The organism is Nocardiopsis sp. NPDC006198 (assembly GCF_040613895.1).
Classification (GTDB): domain Bacteria; phylum Actinomycetota; class Actinomycetes; order Streptosporangiales; family Streptosporangiaceae; genus Nocardiopsis; species Nocardiopsis tropica.
Window position 1 is genome coordinate 113,174 of record NZ_JBEXSY010000006.1, and the last position, 20,638, is coordinate 133,811.

Below are 20,638 nucleotides of genomic sequence, written 5' to 3' on the forward strand. Positions count from 1 at the left end.
GTCACACCCCCGGCGAGGCGTCGGAGGGGCCGGAGGCCGGGCGCGCGGAGTTGTCCTCGACGCGGTCCACCCGGCCGTCGGCCATGTGGACCTCGCGGTCCCCGTAGGCGGCCACGTCGGGGTCGTGCGTGACCATGATCAGCGTGAGGCCGTCGGCGTGCAGCTCGCGCAGCAGGCGCAGCACCTCCGAGGTCGAGGCGGAGTCCAGGGCGCCGGTCGGCTCGTCCGCCCACACGATGGCCGGATCGTGCACGATCCCGCGGGCGATCGCCACCCGCTGCTGCTGGCCGCCGCTCAACTGCGAGGGGAGGTGGCGGGAGCGGTCGGCCAGCCCCACCCGCTCCAGGGCGGCGAGCGCCCTGGAACGCGCGTTGCCGGGGCGGGCCCCGCCCAGGAGGAGCGGCATCTCCACGTTCTCCAGCGCCGAGAGCACCGGGATCAGGTTGTACCCCTGGAAGACGAACCCCATCCTGCGCGCGCGCCGGACGGTCCGCTTGCGCTCGGAGAGGGCGTGGATGTCCTCCCCCTCGACGAGAACCTTGCCGCCGTCGATACCGTCCAAACCGGAGGCGCAGTTCAGCAACGTCGACTTCCCGCACCCTGAGGGACCCATGATCGACACCCATTCGCCTTCGGCGACGGTCAGCGAGACGTTTCTCAGCGCGGAGGAGGCGGCCTGTCCCTCTCCGTACGTTTTCGTTATGTCCTTCACATGAATGACTGGGGTGGTCACAGATCGCCTCGCGGTCGTCGCGGTCGGTATGAGCATTGTCGTGGAGTGAATTACTTTGTCGCGTGTATCAGCGGCGCTCTCGCAGGTGACAGGCCTCGTGGCAGTCGGACTTTGCTCTCCGTGACGTCGTGGATTCGATTCTGTGGGCCTGATGTCAATGTGCTCTTGCGGGTGTATTGATAATCCGCTCCGCTGTGCCATGATGGGCGGATGCCAAAAGTTGTGGACAAAGAGGAAAGACGCCGTCGGATCGTCGAAGCGCTGTACAGGATCGCCGCCGAGAAGGGTGTGGAGGGGGTCAGTATTCGCGCTGTCGCAGCGGAGGCGCAGTTATCGGCGGGTGCGGTCCAGAGAGAGTTCGGCACCAAGGAGGAGCTGCTCCACTTCGCTTTCCAGGTGATCGCGGACGAGATCACTGCGTGCTTCGGGGTCTTCCAGGACGGGGTCGGGCGCCCTGCTTTTCCGGAGGTCCTGCGACAGGTGCTCGTGGATCTGCTGCCCACCGACGAGCGGAGGCTGGCCCAGGTGCGGGCCTGGAACGTCCTCTATGCGCGCGCCGTGGTCGATCCCGCGTTCGGGGAGGTGCTCTCGGTGCTGGACGACAGGCTCCGCGCCGGCTTCCTGCGGGCCCTGGAGCACGCACGCGACAAGGGCGAGCTGTCCTCCGTGAAGGACCCGGAGGCCGCCGCCGAGCTGCTCCTGGTGACCGTCGACGGGCTGTGGGCGGGGTGCGCGAGGCTGTCCGAGGGCGATCGCCCGGACCGCCAGCTGGCCGCGGTCGAGGCCGCGGTGTCCTGGCTGGCCCGGTGACGCCGCCGACCGTCCTCGGCGTGCGCGACCCCCGGGCGTCCTGAGGCGGTTCGGAGGTGGCGGGCGCCGAAGCGCGCCGGGGGGATGGCCTCCATCAGGGCAACTCCTCACTCTCTCCACGGGACCTGCGGCCGTGTGGACGGGCACAGGAGACGCCGTGGTCTACCGCCTGTTCGCGAGCATGGAAGCAATCTTCCAGCGGGGCCTTGCGCGTTCCTTGCGCGAACCTTGAACGGGGTTCGGGCGTGGGTTGCCCGGGTCTTCGCGCCGCCTGGCCGACTCTTCCCGGCCCTGGCTGAGGGCGTTGGCCGGGCCCGTGTATTCGGCCCAGACGCCGGAGAACGTACGCGGCGGGCCGGCCCGAACGGCCAGATTCTATGAGTGGGTGAGACCCTTAGCACGGCGTCGTTCCGGGAGACTCTAGCGAGGTTTTCCCGGTGGCCTCAGTTCCCATGCGTCGCCGAGGACGATGGCGGCTTGGTTGATTGCTTCGATTCGACCCGGACTCGAGGTGCCATGTTCTAAGGCCCGCGATCGCCGTTTCAACCCGGCCGCCGCACGTTCGCCCAGAGCACCTACCAGACAGTGTTCTCGGACTTGGCTGAGGCCACCGCTGCACTGCTACGGGGAACCCTGGCTCGGAGTGGTTGCTTGGTGTCGGTGCGGTAGCCGGTGTCGGGGAGCGCACCAGGAGCCGCACGGCACCGACGACCCCGGGTCAGCGAAAGGGTTCGCACCCGTCGGCCTGGGGTTTCCTTACCCTCGGGTCCGTTGGACCATTGGATTATAGTTCCCCTGGCGTATCAGCGTCTGCTTTGCTTTGTTTCCTCATTTCGTTCCGATCCATAAATATTCGCCAGAGCGCTAGGCGATCTTCGGACTTGGATGGCATCAGGATCTTCGTCAGGCTGCAAATAATCGCACCGAGCGCCAATAGGAATGCAAGGATGAAAGTGGCCCACCAGGGAATGTCGAGCGCCGAGAAGTCAAACATTTTTCTCCTGCGCTCGGGGTTTATTGTGAGGGCGGAAATCGCGAACCGGGGGTTTCATGATTTCTAGCGCTGCGGTCCCCAGTTTAATTATGTGACTGCTTTTTGTTGTGCTCGAAGATGTTCCTTTGATTCCTACAATGGAGTGGGTGAGGGCTGCCTTTAGGGATTCGGGGTGAGGGCCTTGGTTGTATTCAATAACCCAGTGATCACCTTCTCCCCAGAGGCGGCGGTTGACCGCGTCCGGTCGAGACCATATTTCCCTTTCTCCTGCACTCTGTTTCTGTGGGGGGCTATCCCACTCAATCTTCCATTTTTTGCCCGGGTCTCTGAGGGAGTACCGGCTGGTGAGCCCAGCCAGTAGGATCCTGGCGTCGTTGCTCATGTTGGGTAGGGCAGATATTTCCTCCTCTTCTTTTTCTGTCAGTGCGTCGCCTTGGGAGAGGTATCCGCCCCACCAGGATTCATCCTTGTGTATAGATTCGGGCTTCTCTTTGGCATTCCAGTAGCTCAGGCCTGTTATGGCGAATTTTGCGCCGCTGGGTTCATGGATCATTAGCACAGTTTCACGAGACTGGGTTGGTTCGCCGATGAGCCGCAAGCCTGGAAGTCGATTCCCGGAATCCCCAATTCCTGGACTAGAGAGGAGGGGGTATGTGGCATTGATAGGGGCTCGGCGGGCAATAAATATGAAGTACCCCCACCGGGGGGAAGCGATTGGGGCGTATACGTGAGTTCGTGCGATATTCCACGAAGCTGGGCGTTCCCCTGGAGTGCCAGTATTAAATAGGCCTAGCGCGAGCTGTGCGCGAAAAGAGAGCTGTTCTGGAGAACACTCATCTAGGCCGATGGCTCCCTTGCGTCCTACTCCTGCAAGTGCAGACTGAAAGCATTCTCCAGTGAACTTGCTTCGTAGGTGGGCAGAGGTATCGTGCTTTGAACTGCGTTTCCTGGACATGAGTTAAGGCAACCAAGTCTCGGTGCTGCCCGGTCAGCATCTGAAGGTTTGCGCCCATGCAGGAATGGCATCCAAAATTTTTGCAGAGAGGTTGCGCTTCGCACCCGCGGGCCTGGGCTGCCGAACTCCGGGATGGCGTTCCCATCTGGCCTTCGTTCCTCTGCGGAACGTTCTACGCTTAACACCTGGGATGCTAGCACACGTGGATGGTGGAAGGTAGATGGTGTTTCCTATCATTTTTATTGGACTGACGTGCGGGCGTGGTCCGGATTACTTCATTCGGCAGGCATGCTTGCGCTGAAACTGATGCAGAAGGTCGAGTTCTGCACTACTAAAGGAAATATGCACTATTTGCTCGGATGTGAGCAGCCTTGGAGTGGAAGGGCAAGGCGGTGGCGCCTGCTTGGATGGTAGAGAGCGGGGAAGCAGCGGGCACAACGGCACCAGGCCGTATTCATTCCTTGACGGGTGTCAGAGTGCAAGCGCAGGGTGACTCAGGGTCTGGGAGTCCTGGGGTGCATGGCGAGGAAGTGCTCCGGAGGTGAGTGGGCTGGGTGCATGGGGCCTTGCCCTGGGGAGCGCGCATGGGCCCGAACCACGACGAGGACCTCTCACGAGGTCCTCGAACACCCCGTATGAACTGGGGTTTTGTGGCGCACCCGGCAGGATTCGAACCTGCGACCATCGGATGAGAAGTCCGTTGTCGAGATGGTGCAGACCGTCCTGGGTGACTCAGGCGTCGCAGCTTTGGCAGCGGCGCGTGGCAACTCGCGCCGTGTTGCCGTGCGTGGCCTGAGCGGGGCTCCCCTCGCTGATGCGTCTCCACAGCTGAGGGTCGGGCTCGGGAATCCACCCCCACTGCGGTGCCGTGACCTCGTTGTCGTTCTGGTGCATGCAGCCTGGCCGGTGGGCCACGCCACGCGGTGAGACGAGGACGGCGCCGGCGGGGAAGACGGAGCCCGCCGCCACGGTGCCGGTACGGGCCCGAGCGGTTCCGTCGTCCTTGCTGAGAGAGCAGGCGCAGCCGCCGCCGACGGGGAGTTCGCAGAAATCACAGCGTTCCATGGGCCCCATCCTGCGCGACCCCTGTGACGATCGGGCGTGAGGCGCACGTCCTGCGCGGGAGGCCGCCAACGTGTTGCCTGGTCCGGAAGGCATGGCCGGATACGGCCACTTCCGGAAGAGAAGGTACCGGGGGAACGAACGCTTCATCCCCGAAGGACGCGCCGGGCGCCCCGGGGCCCTCATCACTCGTCGGCCCCCGATAGGGGGACGGGTTCTACGGTCCGGCCCGCAACACCTGAGCGCCACCACACGGAACGGGGCGTCAGTCCGCGGGAACACTCTGCGAGAGCACACGTGCCCGCAGGTGTGGGACTGCCCTGGCCATCACCGCGGACACCGCGATGCAGTAGCCGCCCAGCGCGGCCAGCTGGGCGGGGTAAGGGACACCCGAGTCGATGAGCAGACCCGCCATACCGGGACCGGCAGCGGAGGCGAACACCAGGACCGCCACGACCACCGACCGGATCGAACCCAGGTGCGCGGTTCCGTAGACCTCCGGCCACACCGCGCCGAACAGGCTCAGGGAGAGGCCGTTGGTGACGCCGTACAGCGCCATGAAGGCGAACGCCCCCCACTGGCCGGCCACCGAGGCCAGCACGACCAGACCGAACCCGAGCGGCAGCAGGTAGACGGGCACCAGCCGCATCGCGCTGAACCGGTCGACCAGTTGTCCTCCGACCAGGTTGAACACGACGGTGGTCACCGCGTACACGGTGAACGCCGCGGCGAACGCGGCTGGCGCCCACCCGCGCGACTCCACCAGGTACACCTGATGGAAGAACACGGTGTTGCCGATCAGGGCGGGAGCCGCCATCGCCGCCGCGACCAGGTAGAAGCAAGGGTCGCGCAGGGCCTGGCGGCGGGTCCAGTCCCGTGCCCGAAGTTCCCGAACCCCCGCCGGCACGGGGTCGGGTTCGCGCTCGGAGCGCATGAGCGCCGTGACCGGCCACGCGAGGACGAGCAGGAGCACCACGGCCGACCACCAGGTCCCGCGCCATCCGGCCAGGGCGGCGAGGGCGACCACGGCCAGGGGCAGGAGCGCTTCTCCGGTGTTCAGCCCCAGCGTCGCCACCGAGGTGGCGCGTCCTCGCTCGCGGCCGAACCACCGGCCCATGAGCGTGAACGAGGTGTGCGTCATCATCCCCTGGCCGAACAGGCGCAGGAGGAACAGCGCCACGAAGAGGGCGGCGACGTGTGACGACAGCGTCATCGCCGCCGCGCCCGCGGCCAGGAACGCGAAGACGCCCAGGACGACCCCCGCGGAGCCGAAGCGGTCGACGACTGAACCGATCTGCGTCAGGGCCAGAGCGCTCGCCAGGGTCGCGAACATGAAGAGCGAGCCGAACTCCCCGTGGGAGAGGCCGTACTCAGCCCGGATGTCGCCGGCGGACAGCGAGACGAAGAAGGTCTGTCCGAAGGAGGACATGAGGAAGAGCGCGAATCCGCCGAGGAGCCATCGCCGGTTCGAGTGCAGGAAACGCAGGTAGCCGGACATGCCCACTCTTCGCTTGTCGTGTTCCCGGCACGTCCCGGGACCGGCCGGTCTCCTCGTGCGCCGGGCCCCAGGGCCCGGGGGGAGAGACGCAGTCGCGGCCGATCCTAGCCAGGTCCCTAACCCGGCCCCTGCGGCGGGTCCGGCGCAGCTCCGTCCGTACGGGCATCCGCTTTGGGAACACACGGGAAGCTGTAACCGGTTGTCCGAAAACACTGCCTTTGGCGTTCAGGTGGCGCACTGGGTCCTCTTTTTCAAGAGGCGTTCATGTCGTGTTATGTCATCGCCTTCCGGGCAAAAGGGATGGCTGTGCCTCGCGTGTGGCGGGGTCAATGCTGTGGGGTTTTTCGTCATCCTTTGTCATATTACGGGGATGGTTTGAGCTGGGGTCGTAAGGGGAGAACGGAGGATTCTCTCGGGTTCTTCATGAAAGGTCGAGCATGGGCAGTGGGTTTTGGTAACCCCTGTTCAGAGTGGGAAAAACGCGATTCCGCTGCGATGTCCGACGGCGCTCTCCTAGGGTGATCAGCGGTTTACGGGACGCGGGCTCTGGGGCCACCAGGGTCGGGCGGCTCACGTAGGCGTTCAGCCAACCCTCCTTCCCCTCGCCCGTCCCGTGGGCTCCCCCGAGGACCCACGGGACGGGTACAACGACCACCACGAGGAGAGACTCCGCGGATGTCGATCGACTCAGCCCCCGAGGTACGAACCAGCGAGCAGCGGAGCCTTGCGACCGCGGCGGCGCGCAACCTCGCCACCACCACCAAGTCCGCGCCGCAGATGCAGGGCATCAGCTCCCGCTGGCTGCTGAAGATGCTCCCGTGGGTCCAGGCCGACGGCGGCGCCTACCGGGTCAACCGGCGCCTGACCTACACCATCGGTGACGGCCGGATCGACTTCGACCAGACCGGCTCCGAGGTCCGCGTCATCCCGGCCGAGCTCGGCGAGCTCCCCGTGCTGCGCGGCTACGAGGACATGGAGGTGCTGCAGGCCCTGGCCGGACGCTTCGTCCAGCAGGAGTTCGAAGCGGGGCAGGTGCTGGCGCAGGAGGGGACCCCGGCCGACCACCTCTACCTCCTCGCGCACGGTCGCGTGCACAAGACCAGCAACGGCCACTACGGCGAGGTCAACCGCCTCGGCGTCCTGGCCGACGGCGACAAGTTCGGGGACCGCTACCTCCTCGACACCGACCCGGTCTGGGACTTCACCGTCAAGGCGGCGTCCTCCGGTGTCCTGCTGGCACTGCCCCGTCGCGAGTTCATCGCCCTCCTGGACGACTCGCCCAGCCTCCAGGCGCAGGTCCAGCACTTCCTGTCCGTTCCCGAACACCGGCAGAACAAGCACGGTGAAGCCGAGATCGCCCTCTCCTCCGGCCACGTCGGCGAGACCGAGCTGCCCGGCACCTTCGTGGACTACGAGCTCAAGCCCCGCGAGTACGAGCTGAGCGTGGCCCAGACGGTGCTCCGCGTGCACACCAGGGTCGCAGACCTCTACAACAAGCCGATGAACCAGACCGAGCAGCAGCTGCGGCTGACCATCGAGGCGCTCCGCGAGCGCCAGGAGTCCGAGCTGGTCAACAACCGCGACTTCGGCCTGCTCCACAACGCCGACTTCAAGCAGCGCATCCAGACCCACGAGGGCCCGCCCACCCCGGACGACCTCGACGACCTGCTGAGCATGCGCCGCAACACCCAGTTCATGTTCGCCCACCCCAGGGCCATCGCCGCCTTCGGCAAGGAGTGCAACAAGCGGGGGCTGAACATCGGCACGGTCGACGTCAACGGCCACCACCTCCCCGCCTGGCGCGGCGTGCCGCTCCTGCCGTGCGGCAAGATCCCGGTCTCGGAGCACCACACCTCGTCGATCATCGCCATCCGCACCGGCGAGGACAACGAGGGCGTCATCGGGCTGCACCAGACCGGCCTCCCCGACGAGGTCGAGCCGGGCCTCAACGCCCGGTTCATGGGCATCGACGACAAGGCGATCATCTCCTACCTGGTCAGCACCTACTTCTCCGCCGCGGTCCTGGTCCCCGACGCCATCGGCATCCTGGAGAACGCCGAGGTCCGGCCCCGTGCCTGAGCGCCCGACACTGTCAGGGAAGGAGGACTGAGACGGTGTCACTGATGGCCCGGATGTCCGCCTCCACCGCCACCCACAAGGCGGCGGACCTGGTGGAGGCCCTGCTCCGCGACTCCAACCGACCCGGAAGACCGGACCTGCTGGCGCCCCCGGCAGTACCGACACCGCAGGGGGGCGTGCCGGAGGGCCCCTCCGCTCCACGCCTGCCCGGCGGGCCCACGGGGCTCGGCGTCTCGGCGGCCACGATCCGGCTCCCGGCGCCGCCCGCCCGGCAGCGCGCCGCGGTCCCCCTCGGGGCCCCGGCACCGGGCCGTACCGGCGTCGGAGCGCGGACCGTCCCGCGGGTCCCCGCGACGCCGCCCGGCGCCGGGAGCGTCGGCTCCCACGGGAGCGGGGGTTCTCCGGACACGATCCGCCCGGCGGCGGACAGCGCGTCCGCCGTGCCCGTGCTCTACTGCCCGCCGGCCCTTCGCGACGATCCCGCCCTGGGCGACGAGGTCGACGACCGGCTCGTCGAGTGGGCCGAGGAGGTGGGGGTCTACCCCGGCCAGCTCGACCGTGTCAGGTCGGCCGGGTTCGGACGCCTCATCATGCTCGCCCACCCCGAGACGGACGACCCCGACCGGCTGCTGGCCGCCGCCAAGTGCGCCCTGGCGGAGTGGTCCGTGGACGACCACTACGTCGATGGCGAGGTCGAGGAGGCGCAGCCGGAACTGCTCGGCCAGCGCCTGGCCATCGCCCACTCGGTGATCGACCAGGCCCACCTCCCGCTGAGCTACGCGCCCCAGCTGGAGGAGGTCGTCCAGAGCGACCCGGTGATGGTTGCCCTGCGCTCCAGCCTGAAGAACCTCGCCCGCTACGGCTCGTCAACCCAGGTGCGCAGGCTCCGCCACGAGCTGGCCATCATGTTCGTGGCCTACAACCAGGAGGGCGTCTGGGCGGCGACGGGGCAGCGGCCGCCGGTCTGGGAGTTCCTCATGCACCGGCACGAGAACAGCTTCGTGCCCTGCATGGCGCTCATCGACACGGTCGCCGGTTACGAGCTCCCCGCTGAGGAGTTCTCCGACCCCAGGGTGCGTCGCCTGTTCACCATGGCCGGATCGGCGACCGTGATCGTGAACGACCTGTACTCGATGGGCAAGGAGGACCCCTCCGACTTCAGTGTCCCCCGGCTGATCGCCACCGAGGACGGGTGCTCCGAGCGCGAGGCGATCGAGCGCACCGTCGTGCTCCACGACGAGCTGATGCACACCTACGAGGCGGAGGCCTCCGCCCTCGCCCTCACCGGCTCACCCGAGCTGCGCCGGTTCCTGGCAGGCGTGTGGGCCTGGTGCGGCGGCAGCCGCGAATGGCACGCCCGCACCGCCCGCTACCACGGGACGGGCGCCGCCTGAGGGGGATCACGGCCCCCTGCACGTCACCACCGCGGCCCGGGCCCTGCCCGGGCCGCCTCCGGAAACCACCACAAGGAGTACACGCGATGACCACCACCATGCCCTCCTCGGACAACGTGCTGCGCACCGACTACCAGAAGTCCGTGGCCGCGTACTGGAACGCGGAGAAGGACCCCGTCAACATCCGCCTGGGCGAGGTCGACGGCTTCTTCCACCACCACTACGGGATCGGCGACTACGACCCCTCCGTCCTGCAGGGCCCGGAGGAGGCCCGCGAGGCGCGCATCATTGAGGAGCTGCACCGCCTGGAGTCCGCCCAGGCCCAGGTGCTCATCGACCACCTCGGCGACATCAGGCCCGAGGACCGCATCCAGGACACCGGATCCGGCCGGGGCGGCACAAGCTTCATGGCCAACCAGCGGTTCGGCTGCTACGTGGACGGCGTCTCGATCTCCCAGCAGCAGGTCGACTTCTCCAACGAGCAGGCGCGCGACCGGGGCGTGGACGACAAGGTGCGCTTCCACTTCCGCAACATGCTGGACACCGGCTTCGAGACGGGGTCCATGCGCGCCAGCTGGAACAACGAGTCGACCATGTACGTCGACCTCTACGAGCTCTTCAGCGAGCACGCCCGCCTGCTCCGCTACGGCGGCCGCTACGTCACCATTACCGGCTGCTACAACGACGTGACCGGCGGACGCTCCAAGGCGGTCAGCCGCATCGACGAGCACTACACGTGCAACGTGCACCCCCGCAGCGCCTACTTCAAGGCGATGGCGGCCAACAACCTCGTCCCCATCAGCGTCGTCGACCTCACCGCCGACACGATCCCCTACTGGGAGCTGCGCGCGCAGTCCTCGGTCGCCACCGGTGTGGAGGACCCGTTCCTGACCGCCTACAAGGAGGGCAGCTTCCACTACCTGCTCATCGCCGCCGACAAGGTCTGACCCCAGGCCCGGCGCGCGGGCGCTCGCCGGTCTCGCACCGAGCGCCCGCACCGATCTTCCAGACCCCCCGTAGCCCACAGCCCGGGCACCGCAACCGCGGACGGGGACGACGGGCCCGCGTCGCGGGCCCGTCACCCCTTCCCCTCCGCCCGACCGAAGGATCCACATGAGCACGCACCCCGCCGCCGGCCGCCCCGGAACCTCCGCCACCGTCCCGCCCGGAGACCGCCCGGACAGCCGGATCATGCTCGAACTGGTCGACGAGGCGGGGACGACCATCGGCACGGCCGAGAAGCTCTCCGCGCACCTGGCCCCCGGACGCCTCCACCGCGCCTTCTCCGTCTTCCTCCTCGACGAGCACGGCCGCCTCCTCCTCCAGCGCCGCGCCCTGGGCAAGTACCACTCGCCCGGCGTGTGGTCGAACACCTGCTGCGGCCACCCCTACCCCGGCGAGCCGCCGTTCGCGGCCGCGGCCCGCCGCGTCGGCGAGGAGCTGGGCGTGGCGCCCGCGCTGATGCGCGAGGCCGGCACCGTGCGCTACCACCATCCTGACCCGGACTCCGGCCTGGTCGAGCAGGAATTCAACCACCTGTTCGTGGGCCTGGTGGACGGCGTCCTGAGCCCCGACCCCGACGAGATCGCCGAGACCGCCTTCGTCGGCCCGGAGGAGCTGGCGAAGCTCGTGGGCGCGGACCCGTTCTCGGTGTGGTTCACGACGGTGCTCGACGCGGCACGGCCGGGACTGCGCGAACTGGCGCCGGCGGTCGGCTGGTAGGAGCCGGATCTGTGAGGGTGGATCCGGTCGGACGCAGCCTCGCCGGAGACACTGGTGTCTGGCCAGGTGCCTGAACCTTGAGAACGGCCGGATCCAAGTTCGTGGCCGGTCATTCGTCCGCGGTCGGGAGCACGTACTCGACTGCCAGCTTAGCCATGTGGAGGGGATAGGGAAGCGCCAGCGGAGCCTTGATGTCCGGTGCGTAGCGCATCTGGTGTACGCAGGCGGCCCACTCCTGGGGCACATCCGGATCTTCTCCGGTCCCGCGGGCCAGAACCGTGATCTCCAGCAGGTTGGGGTTGCTGGCGTCCTTGTCTGTATCGGAAACCACTCTCCCCTTCTTGTTCTGCCGTGTTCCGTCTTTCACTGCCTCGACCGAGGCATTCTTGGCGGTGGGAGCCTTGTCCGTGCTGCTGTAGAAGACGCGTTGGTCCGGGGTGTCGACTACCGGCCTGATACCCGCGGGCAGCCCATATTTGTCACCGGTCCCGTACCACTGGGGAGTCTCGTCCCCGCCGCTGTCCCGGACTCGAAGCAGGCGCAGTCCTTTGCCCCAGTGGTGAATGGGCAGGCTTTCCTCTCCGTCGTCCAACCAGATGCGATCACGTTCGAGGTCGCCGTTGCGGAGCCAGGTCCAGCTGTCCCGGAGGTTCTGTGCATGCGTCATCAGAAGGGTCGGACGGCCCTTCGACTGAGCGAGAAGAGGGCGCAGGAGGGCGTTGGTCTTGCGGCGTCTCTCCTCACGGGTCCCCTCGGTTCTGCCAGAGGAGAAACGGTTCTCGGGTTGTATCTCCTCAAGGGGGAGGTCGTAATGGTTGTCGGCGGCCTCCGCGGCATCGACCTCGCCGGCGAGCCACAGCAGGTACTCCCGATAGGGGACCCAACGCCGGGCGTCGTGGCGCCACCCGCATACCGCCTGAACGCCATCTTGAGGACGCACTCTCAGAGCGAGCAGTCGCCAGGTGGGCTTACGGGTCGGACCGTCCCAACGGCGTTTAGCCATCCACACGGACACGTACTGCAGATCCTGGGGGAGGCTGTCGGTGAACGTATGCAGTGGGACCTGGGACACCCCGAGTTGGCGGAAGGCGTCCAGCCAGCTCGTCCGGGCACGGTGTGCACGGTTCTTCTTGAGCTTTCCGGTGATGGCCGTCTGGATGAACTGGGTCACCGCTCCGGCACGTGCGCAGCCGAGCCGTACGGCGAACTTGGGATCGGTCCGGCGGTCCTTGTACTCCGTATCGATCTCGACCAGGGCAACAACAGGAGGCTCTTCTGTCCCCTCGTGCGGGTCCTCTCCGCGTACGGTCGTTTCCGCCAAGGCACGGCGTTGCCGGATAGCCTCCTGGAGTGCCTTCGACGTGACCACCGATCCGTCCCCCAGATCGAGAGGAGAGGTCAGCCTTCCACTCGGTCGGAGCTGGAGATGCAACTCCAGGTTCGGGAGGTTCCAGGACAGAGTGCTGCTGCTCCTTGATTCCGGAAGGGGGAGGTCCAATAGTTCACACCACGCTGATACGAGGGCCTCTCGGGTTTCGGTCTCCTGCCAGTGCACGCGCGCGACGAATGGAGCACCGTCGAGCAGGCTGCGCAGAAGGTCTCGCCGATCCTGGGCTTCCTGCTTATTCTGTTCCTGGACCTTTTCAGCTCTGATCCGATCCTTTTCTTCCTTGCTCCCTTTGCTGGGGACTCCGGGGGGTTTGGGAAAGTTCGACGGATGGTTGGGGAGGGGGAGTTGCGGACGCAGCGGCACTCGTTTCAATATGGGCGAGAGGGCATCGTCGATCCAGGTCATCAGCGGGACGCGTTCTCCCGCCATCAACCCGGCTCCCACATCGTGTGAGCCCATTCTCGTGTTGTACGGGATCGCTGCGACCACACCGCCGACTCCGCTGAGCCACTGTTCCGGTTTGCTGATCAGCTCCCGCGGATCGGGCAGGCTAGGCAGGATGCTCGCATTACGCGGCATGTCGGGTCCATCGATGATCCGCCATCCGTGAGTCCCTCTGCTCGGGTAGTAGCGCAGGCGGTTCACGGAGAACCGGCTGCGTTCACCGGAGGAACCCACCCAGGGTGACGTGGTGAGCAGATGGACGGATACCGACTGGCGGCTAGTGTGAAGGCTTCCGCTGGATCCGGTGTCCGTCACCCACCGCCGCACACCGGTGCGTATGTGTACACGAAACCGTGAGATGAAGGGGACCGTCTGCACGCTGATGGTGATCACATAGGAGAAACGGGCACCATCCTTGCCGACATGATCGGTCATCGGCGGCCACGAGACCAGCTCCGCACGCCGGGCACTTCCAGGCGACTCCAGGAAGGAGTGGCTGTTGCCACTGGGCCCGGTGAAGGGCCCCGACAGTCGGATGAGCCTTGCCAGGAAATCGGGGAGCAGGTGATAGAGCGCGGGAGCGGGTTCGGCTGTCCCTCCCGAGCTGATCGTCTGTGCTCGGAGGTCTACCTCCTGATCCTCCCAAGTGAGAGGGGTGGAGTCGATGAGGGCGAACATCTGCGCGGGGTCGATGTCATCGGAATCGATGCCTTTCATCCCCCGCACCCAGAGTTTGAGGACTCCTCGGATGAGACGCAGGTTCACGGGGTTTCGCGCATAGAGCCAAGGGGTTTCGTCTGGGACAGCGACCCTGCGGCCTACGGATATCACATCCGGGGCGGCCGCCGTCAATACATTGTTCAGTCGGCCGATCGGAAAACTCTGGAAACGCTGCTTATCAGGATCGGCGAACCTGGAATGGTGGAATCTGTTGAAGGCCGAGCGGAGCTCCTCCGGCATGGGGAGCACGTGGAAGTGGTGGTTGATCTCCTCGGCCTCGGGCATCTGATAGGCGGTGAGAGTAATGGACTTGTAGGTCACGGTGTCTTTCCGGGGTTGGGGCCGGGAACAGAGGGTGGCTGTCGGAGCAGGTCGACCAGCGCGTCATACAGCGGCCTGTAGAGGGCTTCGGCGAGATATCTGGTTGCTGAGGTGACCGGGAGGCGGTGCGGAGGCGTGGTGCCGGGGGAGCTGGACGTCGTGTGGCCGAAGTAGGGGTCAAGCACCTCACGCATGCTCACCAGCAGGCTTGTCCTGGACGTGTCCTGTCGACTTCCGGAGGCCAGGCGCGGTGCGAAGGCCGCATCGACGAAGTGCACCCGCGCGTCGACCCCGCCTCGGGTGAGGCGCCCGATCACCTGCCACAGCACGACGAGAAGATCCCAGGTCAGATACTCGCGGTCGTCCGTTGACAGGCCCTGCCATGACAGCCGGCGGTTGGCAAGCCTCCGGAGTTCCTGTCGGGCCTCCTTGCGCCAGGCCAATCCGGCTTTGTCCAGGAAGTCGTAGTTGCGGACCATCGCGTCGAAACCGCCATCGGCCAGGGTCTTGCGTACGGTCAAGTCGTTGAGGGCGTGTACGAGTACACCGACGTCCCCGGGGTGAGGGAAGGGGCGGGAAAGGAAGTAGACCGATCCGAAGATCGCTTTGTCATTCCGGTTGAGGATGTTGTGGCCGCGCTCCACCGAAAGCAGAGGAGCCACCAGGATCGTCCGTCCGGTCTCGCGGAAGCTGGCGAGGTCGCCCCGGCGCAGGACGGGCACGGTCATGAGACCGTCCAGGTCCGGTGGCTGGTGCTCAGGGGAGAGATCGTCGTCATCGGAGGCCAGGACGCACACTTGGTCGTGCCATCCGGGCGTTGAATGTATCTCCTTGGCGACCAACCGCGAGTCGGCGTAGCTGCCCACGAGTACGAGAAGGTGCCTGCGCTGAAGATCTCTGAGCAGACTGAGCTCCCGTGAGAATTTTGACCGTCCTCCGTTGTCCTCAGGGTCGGGTCTGGCGAGGCCACGCACCATCTGGCGCAGGATTTCCGGTCGGTCGCCGAGCGGGGCACCGGAGAACTGGAGGGGTTGCTCGGGCTTATCGCTCGGGGAAGACGGTAGCCGTCCGTGCACAAAAGCTGTGTGCATGGAGATCCGCGGTTCGGCTGCCTGCTTGGTGGGGGAAGCGGGGGTCCCCGTCTCACTTGTGGAAAAGGAGGCGCCCTTCTGTTCTGGGCGGGCGCGGAGCACAGCCCTTACCGGTTCGGCGACGTGGTAACGCGTTGAGGCGCTTGCCCAACTCGTGCCCGACATCAGCACGACGTTGGGTCCACGTTTTTTTCCGTCCGCGTCGAGCAAAGGTAATGCACGAAGCAGCTCTCTCCCGACTCCTGTGCAACGGAAGAACCTCAGCTCACCGGTGGGCGTATCGCGTTTTTTGGGGTCGGCCACGAACTGGAACGCCAGGATGTTGCCCATCGGTGATTCGGGGATGTGAGGGGCGTAGTCGGCGGGGGAGCTGTGATAGAGCGCGTTGGTCGAGGCATCGAGCCTGAGCGCTGTCTCCACGCGTGGCCAGAGCGTGGTGAGCAAGTTCAACCGGTCGTGCATGACGGCCAGGAGAAGGGTGAACTCGAACCTGTGCCGCTCCCTGTCGAATTCGGCCAGGACGTTCTTCCGAACGGTTTCGCTCCTCCACTCGTCCTGGGAGATCTTCTGGGGATCGCGCAGCCCGGTGAGTGACAGCAGGACCGCCTCCAACTCCTGTGCGACCCGTGGATTTCCGGGTCTGTTGGTGATGAGGCGCCGTGCCAGTTCGGCGAGCCGGAGGGTCGCTTGTTCCGGCTCGGAGTTGACGAGCAGATCCTCGTCGGTGTCTCCCACCGGGTCGTCCCGGAAGTCGTCCAGGATCTGAAGGACCTCGGAGCGCCGCTTATCGCGAACCTCCTGGTCCGCATTATGGTCCGGATCCAGGTGATCCAACCACCGGGCGGTCTGGGCCCTTCGTGTGCCCACCTTGTCGTCTCGCAGTATGTCGTCGGAGAACCTGGTCGTGGGCCATCGGCCGGCCAACTCCAGCTGGAGCGACCAGACACTGAAGAAGTCTTCCTGTGCCCATGCCCTCAACTCCTCGTTGTTGACGAGCATCGAGTAGATACGGTTGGCCGTGGTGGAGACGGTGTCCAAAGCCGCGGTCCACTGCTCGACCTCACCGTTGGTGAGCTGGATACGTCCTTCCCGAGCCAGTTCCGCGACCTTGTGGCGGTCGAGTTCGTCCAACCAGGAGTCGTCGCCCGGCTTGTACAACGTTGCGGTAGGTGAGAAGACCCGGTCCAACCGGATCTGAACCTGGTCGGCCTCATCGACGATGATCATGTCGCTGGTGCGGGAGGCCAACTCCAAGTAGCGGATGCGCTCGGCATTCTGGTGCCGGGGGAGTGAGGACAAGGTGAGGGACTCGGGGGTTGCCACCCAGATCGTCGCCTCGCGGAGTTCCCGTACGGTGTCATGGCGCGGGCAGCACGCCCACAGTGGGCAACCGTGCCGATCTTTTTGCCCTCCGGTCCCCGCAGGAGGGTTGCCGGAGGGCGTCTCAGTGTCCGACTTCGAGTTTTTCAACGGAATCAGTGACTGGCACGGAGCCTCGGAGAAGCTCAGCGGCTCGGACGATTCCGAGCCGCGGAGAGCACTCAGGGGGCAGGCAGTGCTCAGGTGGGTGAAGGACTCGTCGTAGTGGGCCAGGGGCGAGTCGTAGACCTGGCTGACCCGGTGATGGAGCCGTGAGGTGTGCTGCTCACGCGTCGAGGAGCCGATGATCGGGGCGGCGTGGAGGCGGGACCACTTCTCGTATTCGGTGTCACCGGCTCGGGCTCTGCTGCTCGCGGCCCGCCCCATCCTGTTGAAGCGTTCCACCACGCGCAGGGCCTCGGATACGTCGCCGACGACCAAGGTGACGTGCCACCCCTTCTCCACCACGGCATGTGCGGTCACAATGTCGCGCAGAGTGCTCTTGCCCACGCCGGGGACCCCGATGAGGTGAAGCAGGCCGTCGATGACGAGGCGGTCGGCCTTCGTGAAACTGTTGCTCCCCTCCTCCAGAGTGAAGAGCTCCATCCGCTGGAAGCGGCTCTCCCAGTCGTCGTGGCCACGTTCGCCGTCGGCCTTCTCACGGGCGTCGAGTCCGGCCATCTTCCGTGCGGTCTCCTCCAGATGATGCACCTCGTCGGAGAAGGGCTCACGGGAGGAGGCGGCATCCAGATCGAAGCCGACGATCTCGAGCTTTGGCACGTCGTCGGGGACGGTGAGGTTCTCGGTTCCGATTCGAGGGCCGTGGAATCGGTACTGGCCGGGAACAGCGAGTTTCAGGGGGCGTGTGCGGAACGGCGGGGCCGAGGAGAGGAGGGCGTCGTAGACCTGCCGGCGGTCGCCTGCGAGGGAGGGCCAGCGCCACTCCGCAGGTTCTTCGAGATCCAGGCTGTATCCGCGAACCCGCTCGGGGAGTTGGAGGTAGCGCAGGAGACCTGAGCGCCAGATCTCCCTTCGGTGCATGGGCTCGAGGTGGTGGCGGGCGGCGCGCAGGAGACGGGCCGGATCCGTGTCAGGTGTCTCGGTGAGGATTCCGGCAGCGCGGGCGAACGGGTAGCCCCCGAAAAGCGTCCACCCGTCAATAGGGCGAAGCGTCCGCGCTGCTCCCGGCATCGTGTTGAGTCTTTCCAGGAGACGGAGCCCCAGCTCGATCGCGTAGTCGAGCTGAGCCGGGGGTTTTTGTCCGAGGAGTTTCCTGAACTCCGCTGCCTGGGGCGCGGACAGGGTGCTCAGCGCCCTGTCCAAGTGGGCCCGGGTGTCGCGCATGGGACGGTCCTTCGCGGTCAGAGCTGACGGTCGGGAGAAGGCACATGGGGAGATGCGCGTTTGGAGTCGTCGATGCGGACGGGTGCCACGACGAACTCACGGATGGGGCGTATGAGGTGGTACAGGACCCCGTCGTCGCGGTGCAGGGACGTGCCCACGGTGACCTGCTCCCGGCTGGGGCAGAAGTTGATCTCACACACCCAGGACTTTGCTGTGGGGGCGAGGAGAAGTCCGCAGTACCTACAGGCGGCGGCCTTGCCGGACGAAGTGAAGTACTTGTCCGGCACGGCGGCGTAGACGTGGTCCATGGGAAGGTCTTGGACGTGGACCCCACCGATGGTGTCCAGCATGTAGAGGGCGAAGTCCCTGCTGTTCATGACCGGGGTATCGATGATGCTGCGTCGGAAGGCCAGATAGCCCTCCTCCTTGCCCGACCTGTGGTAGGCGTCGTACACCTTTCGCATGACACGTTTCTCCACCTCGCGATGAGGCGTGCTTGGATCCACTCCCAGGGAGAGCCGCAGGCAGAGGAGCGACGGGCGCAGCGGATCTGTCTCGATGAGACGGTCAGTGATCTCCTCGAACTCCTCCGGGAGCTCAAGGAAGAACCAGTCGCTCACGGGGCGGTCCCGACACCAGGCCAGGAGCTCGGTGAGGCCACGGGGATAGCGGGGCCCCGAACCATGGTGGAGGACCACTTTCGGATACCTGTAGGCGCCCAGGAGACAGATGCGATCCAGCGCATGTTGGGCCATCGGCGGGTACGGCGGACCGAAGGCAGAATTGCGGGGGTGTTCTGCCAGATCGACCACGGCTCGAGCAACTGAGCGGAGCACTTCCAGGCACGCTTTCTCGTCGTAAGGGCCGCCCACGAGATCGGTCAGGACGGTGGGTTTCTGCTCCTGGGAGGGGGCTTCGGTCACGGGCTGTCGGTCTCCTTCTCGAGGTCGGCCGAGGATGGACACCATCGCCGGTAGGCGCAGCGGCCGCAGACCTCCTGTGCAGGGGTGGGGACGTGCGACGTGTCTGCGTGCCACGAGCCGGCAAGCTCTTGGATCACCGTCCTGGCGCGGGACGTGGTCAGATCCGAATGAGGGTCGAGTATTCGCACGTCGGGGCCGTTCGGCGTGAGGGTTTCGAGCTCCACCGAGGAACCCGCCCCCAGAGGGATCACCCCACGATCGAAGAGCAGAATCGCCAGAGCCAGTTGAGGGTGCCTGGACAACAACCAGCGACTCCCCGGTGTGTAGTCGGACGATGTCGTTTTCAGTTCGCGGTAGACCCAGGCGCCGTCTCGTTGGTAGAGCAGGTCCGCCTTGGCCAGGACCAGGACATCGGCCGCCGGATCATCGGCCGTCACGGTCTGCTCCACGTGGACACTCGCTGAGGGGGAGACATCCTGGAAGGGGCAGACCTCAATGTGCCCCAACAGCATCGCCGCTGCCTGCTGGGCCTCCTCACCTGTCAGGGACCAACCGCCCGCGGCCCACGAGTCGTGGCTCCGAGGTAGGTCGTCCGTGGTGCACGGCCGACGGGGGGAGCGCATGTGCAGCACGTCCAACCATGCATGCACGGCGCGACCCTGCCGGACGGCAGCAGGGTTCTCCACACTGTTCTCGAAAGGAAGGTGGAGGGATCGAAAGTGCTCCTTGGCCGGACAGTCGCGGAAGTACCGTCCGGAGGTGATCGACCATGTCCTTCGAGGGCGCGACCGGTCATGGATGCCCAAGAGCCCCGGTGCGCTTCTCAGCTGCCCGCATCCCCCGCGCACCTTGCAGGAGAGACAGTCGGATCCGGGTACACGGTTGGTGCCTCGGAGCAGTGCGTGAAGTGCTTCACGACCCGAGGCCGCATAGAACTCCTCGGCCTCCGAGACGCTTCCCTCGTAGAGAGGTGGTGACGAAACGGAGGAGTCGAGGCAGGAGACCTCGACAATGCGTACGCGATGGGGCAGCTGGGTTCGGGAAGGATCATGGCGCATCGGAAAGGGGGCGCCGCCGAAGTAGTGGCCGGGAGACTTGGCGACCATGTCCCGGTCCACGTGCGTTCCTGTAGCCAGCACGAACGCGGCGACAGCTATTTCGGCTTCGTCGCGTCGACGCCTGCCAAGGGGGCCGAGGACCGGGATACGAAGCTCTCGAACCGTCTCCTCGCCCTCCCGCAAGATGTATCTGCGCCCCCAGACACAGAGTTCGTATGGCCGCGTGCGGCCCGCGTAATCCTCAGGCAGATACTGCCTGACCCACGGATCGTAGACGGGGATCCGCCTGGAACCTGTTCCGTGTGCATCCTCTTCCAGGGAGTACAGGTAGGCATGTGCAGCATGCCGTGTCCAGGTCAACAGTCCTTCGTGCGGGGGCCGGATCAACTCGCCCATGATCCCTCTGACGCGTTCACCGGGAGAGGGGAGCTCGGCACAGGCCCTGTCGACGGTCTGCCCCTGGTGTTCGACGAGGTCGAGAACTGCGTTGAGGGGACTGAAGGGCATGTCGGCCAGGGTGGGGTATTTCTTGCGTTCTGTCCTTTTTGTAGAATAGTCGGTCTTTGTTCGCATGTGTGTTGGGCAGTTGTCCTGAAAGGTGTTGGTGGATCCACTGAAGATCCGTATGACCGTTTCGTGGTCGTCTGGGTAGGGTGGGTAATCGATCAAGGCTCCTCCAGTTGGGGATTGTGTCATACTGAAACGAGTCTTGTGGTTCTTTTGCTTGAAAGTTCACACCTG

The 20,638-nt window shown here is 65.8% G+C and carries 13 protein-coding genes; 5 read left to right on the forward strand and 8 right to left on the reverse strand.

The genetic code is table 11. The annotated features are described in order from the left end of the window. Position 1: 1 nt before the first annotated feature. On the reverse strand, positions 2-703 hold the full coding sequence (locus ABZ234_RS06580) for an ABC transporter ATP-binding protein (protein WP_355011335.1): 702 nt from the start codon (positions 701-703) through the stop codon (positions 2-4). 240 nt (positions 704-943) lie between these two features. Here ABZ234_RS06580 and ABZ234_RS06585 point away from each other — a divergent pair, with 240 nt between their 5' ends. Continuing rightward, complete coding sequence (locus tag ABZ234_RS06585; protein ID WP_355011284.1) at positions 944-1,543, forward strand: TetR family transcriptional regulator C-terminal domain-containing protein; 600 nt, start codon at positions 944-946, stop codon at positions 1,541-1,543. Between the two features lie 986 nt (positions 1,544-2,529). Here ABZ234_RS06585 and ABZ234_RS06590 read toward each other — a convergent pair. The 3 genes from ABZ234_RS06590 to ABZ234_RS06600 all read right to left on the reverse strand — a co-directional run bounded on the left by ABZ234_RS06590 (position 2,530) and on the right by ABZ234_RS06600 (position 6,052). Further along, positions 2,530-3,090, reverse strand: coding sequence for a hypothetical protein (locus tag ABZ234_RS06590; protein WP_355011285.1), 561 nt, complete (start codon positions 3,088-3,090; stop codon positions 2,530-2,532). Between the two features lie 1,134 nt (positions 3,091-4,224). After that, positions 4,225-4,557, reverse strand: a complete 333-nt coding sequence (locus ABZ234_RS06595) for a hypothetical protein (protein WP_355011286.1) — start codon at positions 4,555-4,557, stop codon at positions 4,225-4,227. Between the two features lie 262 nt (positions 4,558-4,819). Then, positions 4,820-6,052 carry an MFS transporter gene (locus ABZ234_RS06600; RefSeq protein WP_355011287.1) on the reverse strand — a complete coding sequence of 411 codons (1,233 nt, stop codon included), beginning with the start codon at positions 6,050-6,052 and terminating at the stop codon, positions 4,820-4,822. A gap of 675 nt (positions 6,053-6,727) precedes the next feature. Here ABZ234_RS06600 and ABZ234_RS06605 point away from each other — a divergent pair. The 4 genes from ABZ234_RS06605 to idi all read left to right on the forward strand — a co-directional run bounded on the left by ABZ234_RS06605 (position 6,728) and on the right by idi (position 11,247). Beyond that, complete coding sequence (locus ABZ234_RS06605) at positions 6,728-8,131, forward strand: family 2B encapsulin nanocompartment shell protein (RefSeq protein WP_355011288.1); 1,404 nt, start codon at positions 6,728-6,730, stop codon at positions 8,129-8,131. A 35-nt stretch (positions 8,132-8,166) separates the two neighbouring features. Continuing rightward, positions 8,167-9,525 carry a family 2 encapsulin nanocompartment cargo protein terpene cyclase gene (locus tag ABZ234_RS06610; RefSeq protein ID WP_355011289.1) on the forward strand — a complete coding sequence of 453 codons (1,359 nt, stop codon included), beginning with the start codon at positions 8,167-8,169 and terminating at the stop codon, positions 9,523-9,525. 86 nt (positions 9,526-9,611) lie between these two features. Further along, the gene (locus ABZ234_RS06615; RefSeq protein ID WP_355011290.1) at positions 9,612-10,472 is read left to right on the forward strand and encodes a geranyl diphosphate 2-C-methyltransferase; all 861 of its coding nucleotides are present in this window, start codon (positions 9,612-9,614) and stop codon (positions 10,470-10,472) included. A gap of 166 nt (positions 10,473-10,638) precedes the next feature. Beyond that, the gene (gene idi, locus ABZ234_RS06620; protein WP_355011291.1) at positions 10,639-11,247 is read left to right on the forward strand and encodes an isopentenyl-diphosphate Delta-isomerase; all 609 of its coding nucleotides are present in this window, start codon (positions 10,639-10,641) and stop codon (positions 11,245-11,247) included. Positions 11,248-11,356: 109 nt separating this feature from the next. On the opposite strand, the gene ABZ234_RS06625 is transcribed toward idi, so the two are convergent. The 4 genes from ABZ234_RS06625 to ABZ234_RS06640 are packed head-to-tail and all read right to left on the reverse strand — an operon-like array spanning position 11,357 to position 20,566. After that, positions 11,357-14,122, reverse strand: coding sequence for a DUF3962 domain-containing protein (locus ABZ234_RS06625; RefSeq protein ID WP_355011292.1), 2,766 nt, complete (start codon positions 14,120-14,122; stop codon positions 11,357-11,359). Further along, the gene (locus ABZ234_RS06630) at positions 14,119-17,916 is read right to left on the reverse strand and encodes a hypothetical protein (protein ID WP_355011293.1); all 3,798 of its coding nucleotides are present in this window, start codon (positions 17,914-17,916) and stop codon (positions 14,119-14,121) included. The genes ABZ234_RS06625 and ABZ234_RS06630 overlap by 4 nt, the downstream gene beginning before the upstream one ends. A 17-nt stretch (positions 17,917-17,933) precedes the next feature. Beyond that, on the reverse strand, positions 17,934-18,839 hold the full coding sequence (locus ABZ234_RS06635) for a hypothetical protein (RefSeq protein ID WP_355011294.1): 906 nt from the start codon (positions 18,837-18,839) through the stop codon (positions 17,934-17,936). Further along, on the reverse strand, positions 18,836-20,566 hold the full coding sequence (locus tag ABZ234_RS06640) for a PD-(D/E)XK nuclease family protein (RefSeq protein WP_355011295.1): 1,731 nt from the start codon (positions 20,564-20,566) through the stop codon (positions 18,836-18,838). The genes ABZ234_RS06635 and ABZ234_RS06640 overlap by 4 nt, the downstream gene beginning before the upstream one ends. Positions 20,567-20,638: the final 72 nt, after the last annotated feature.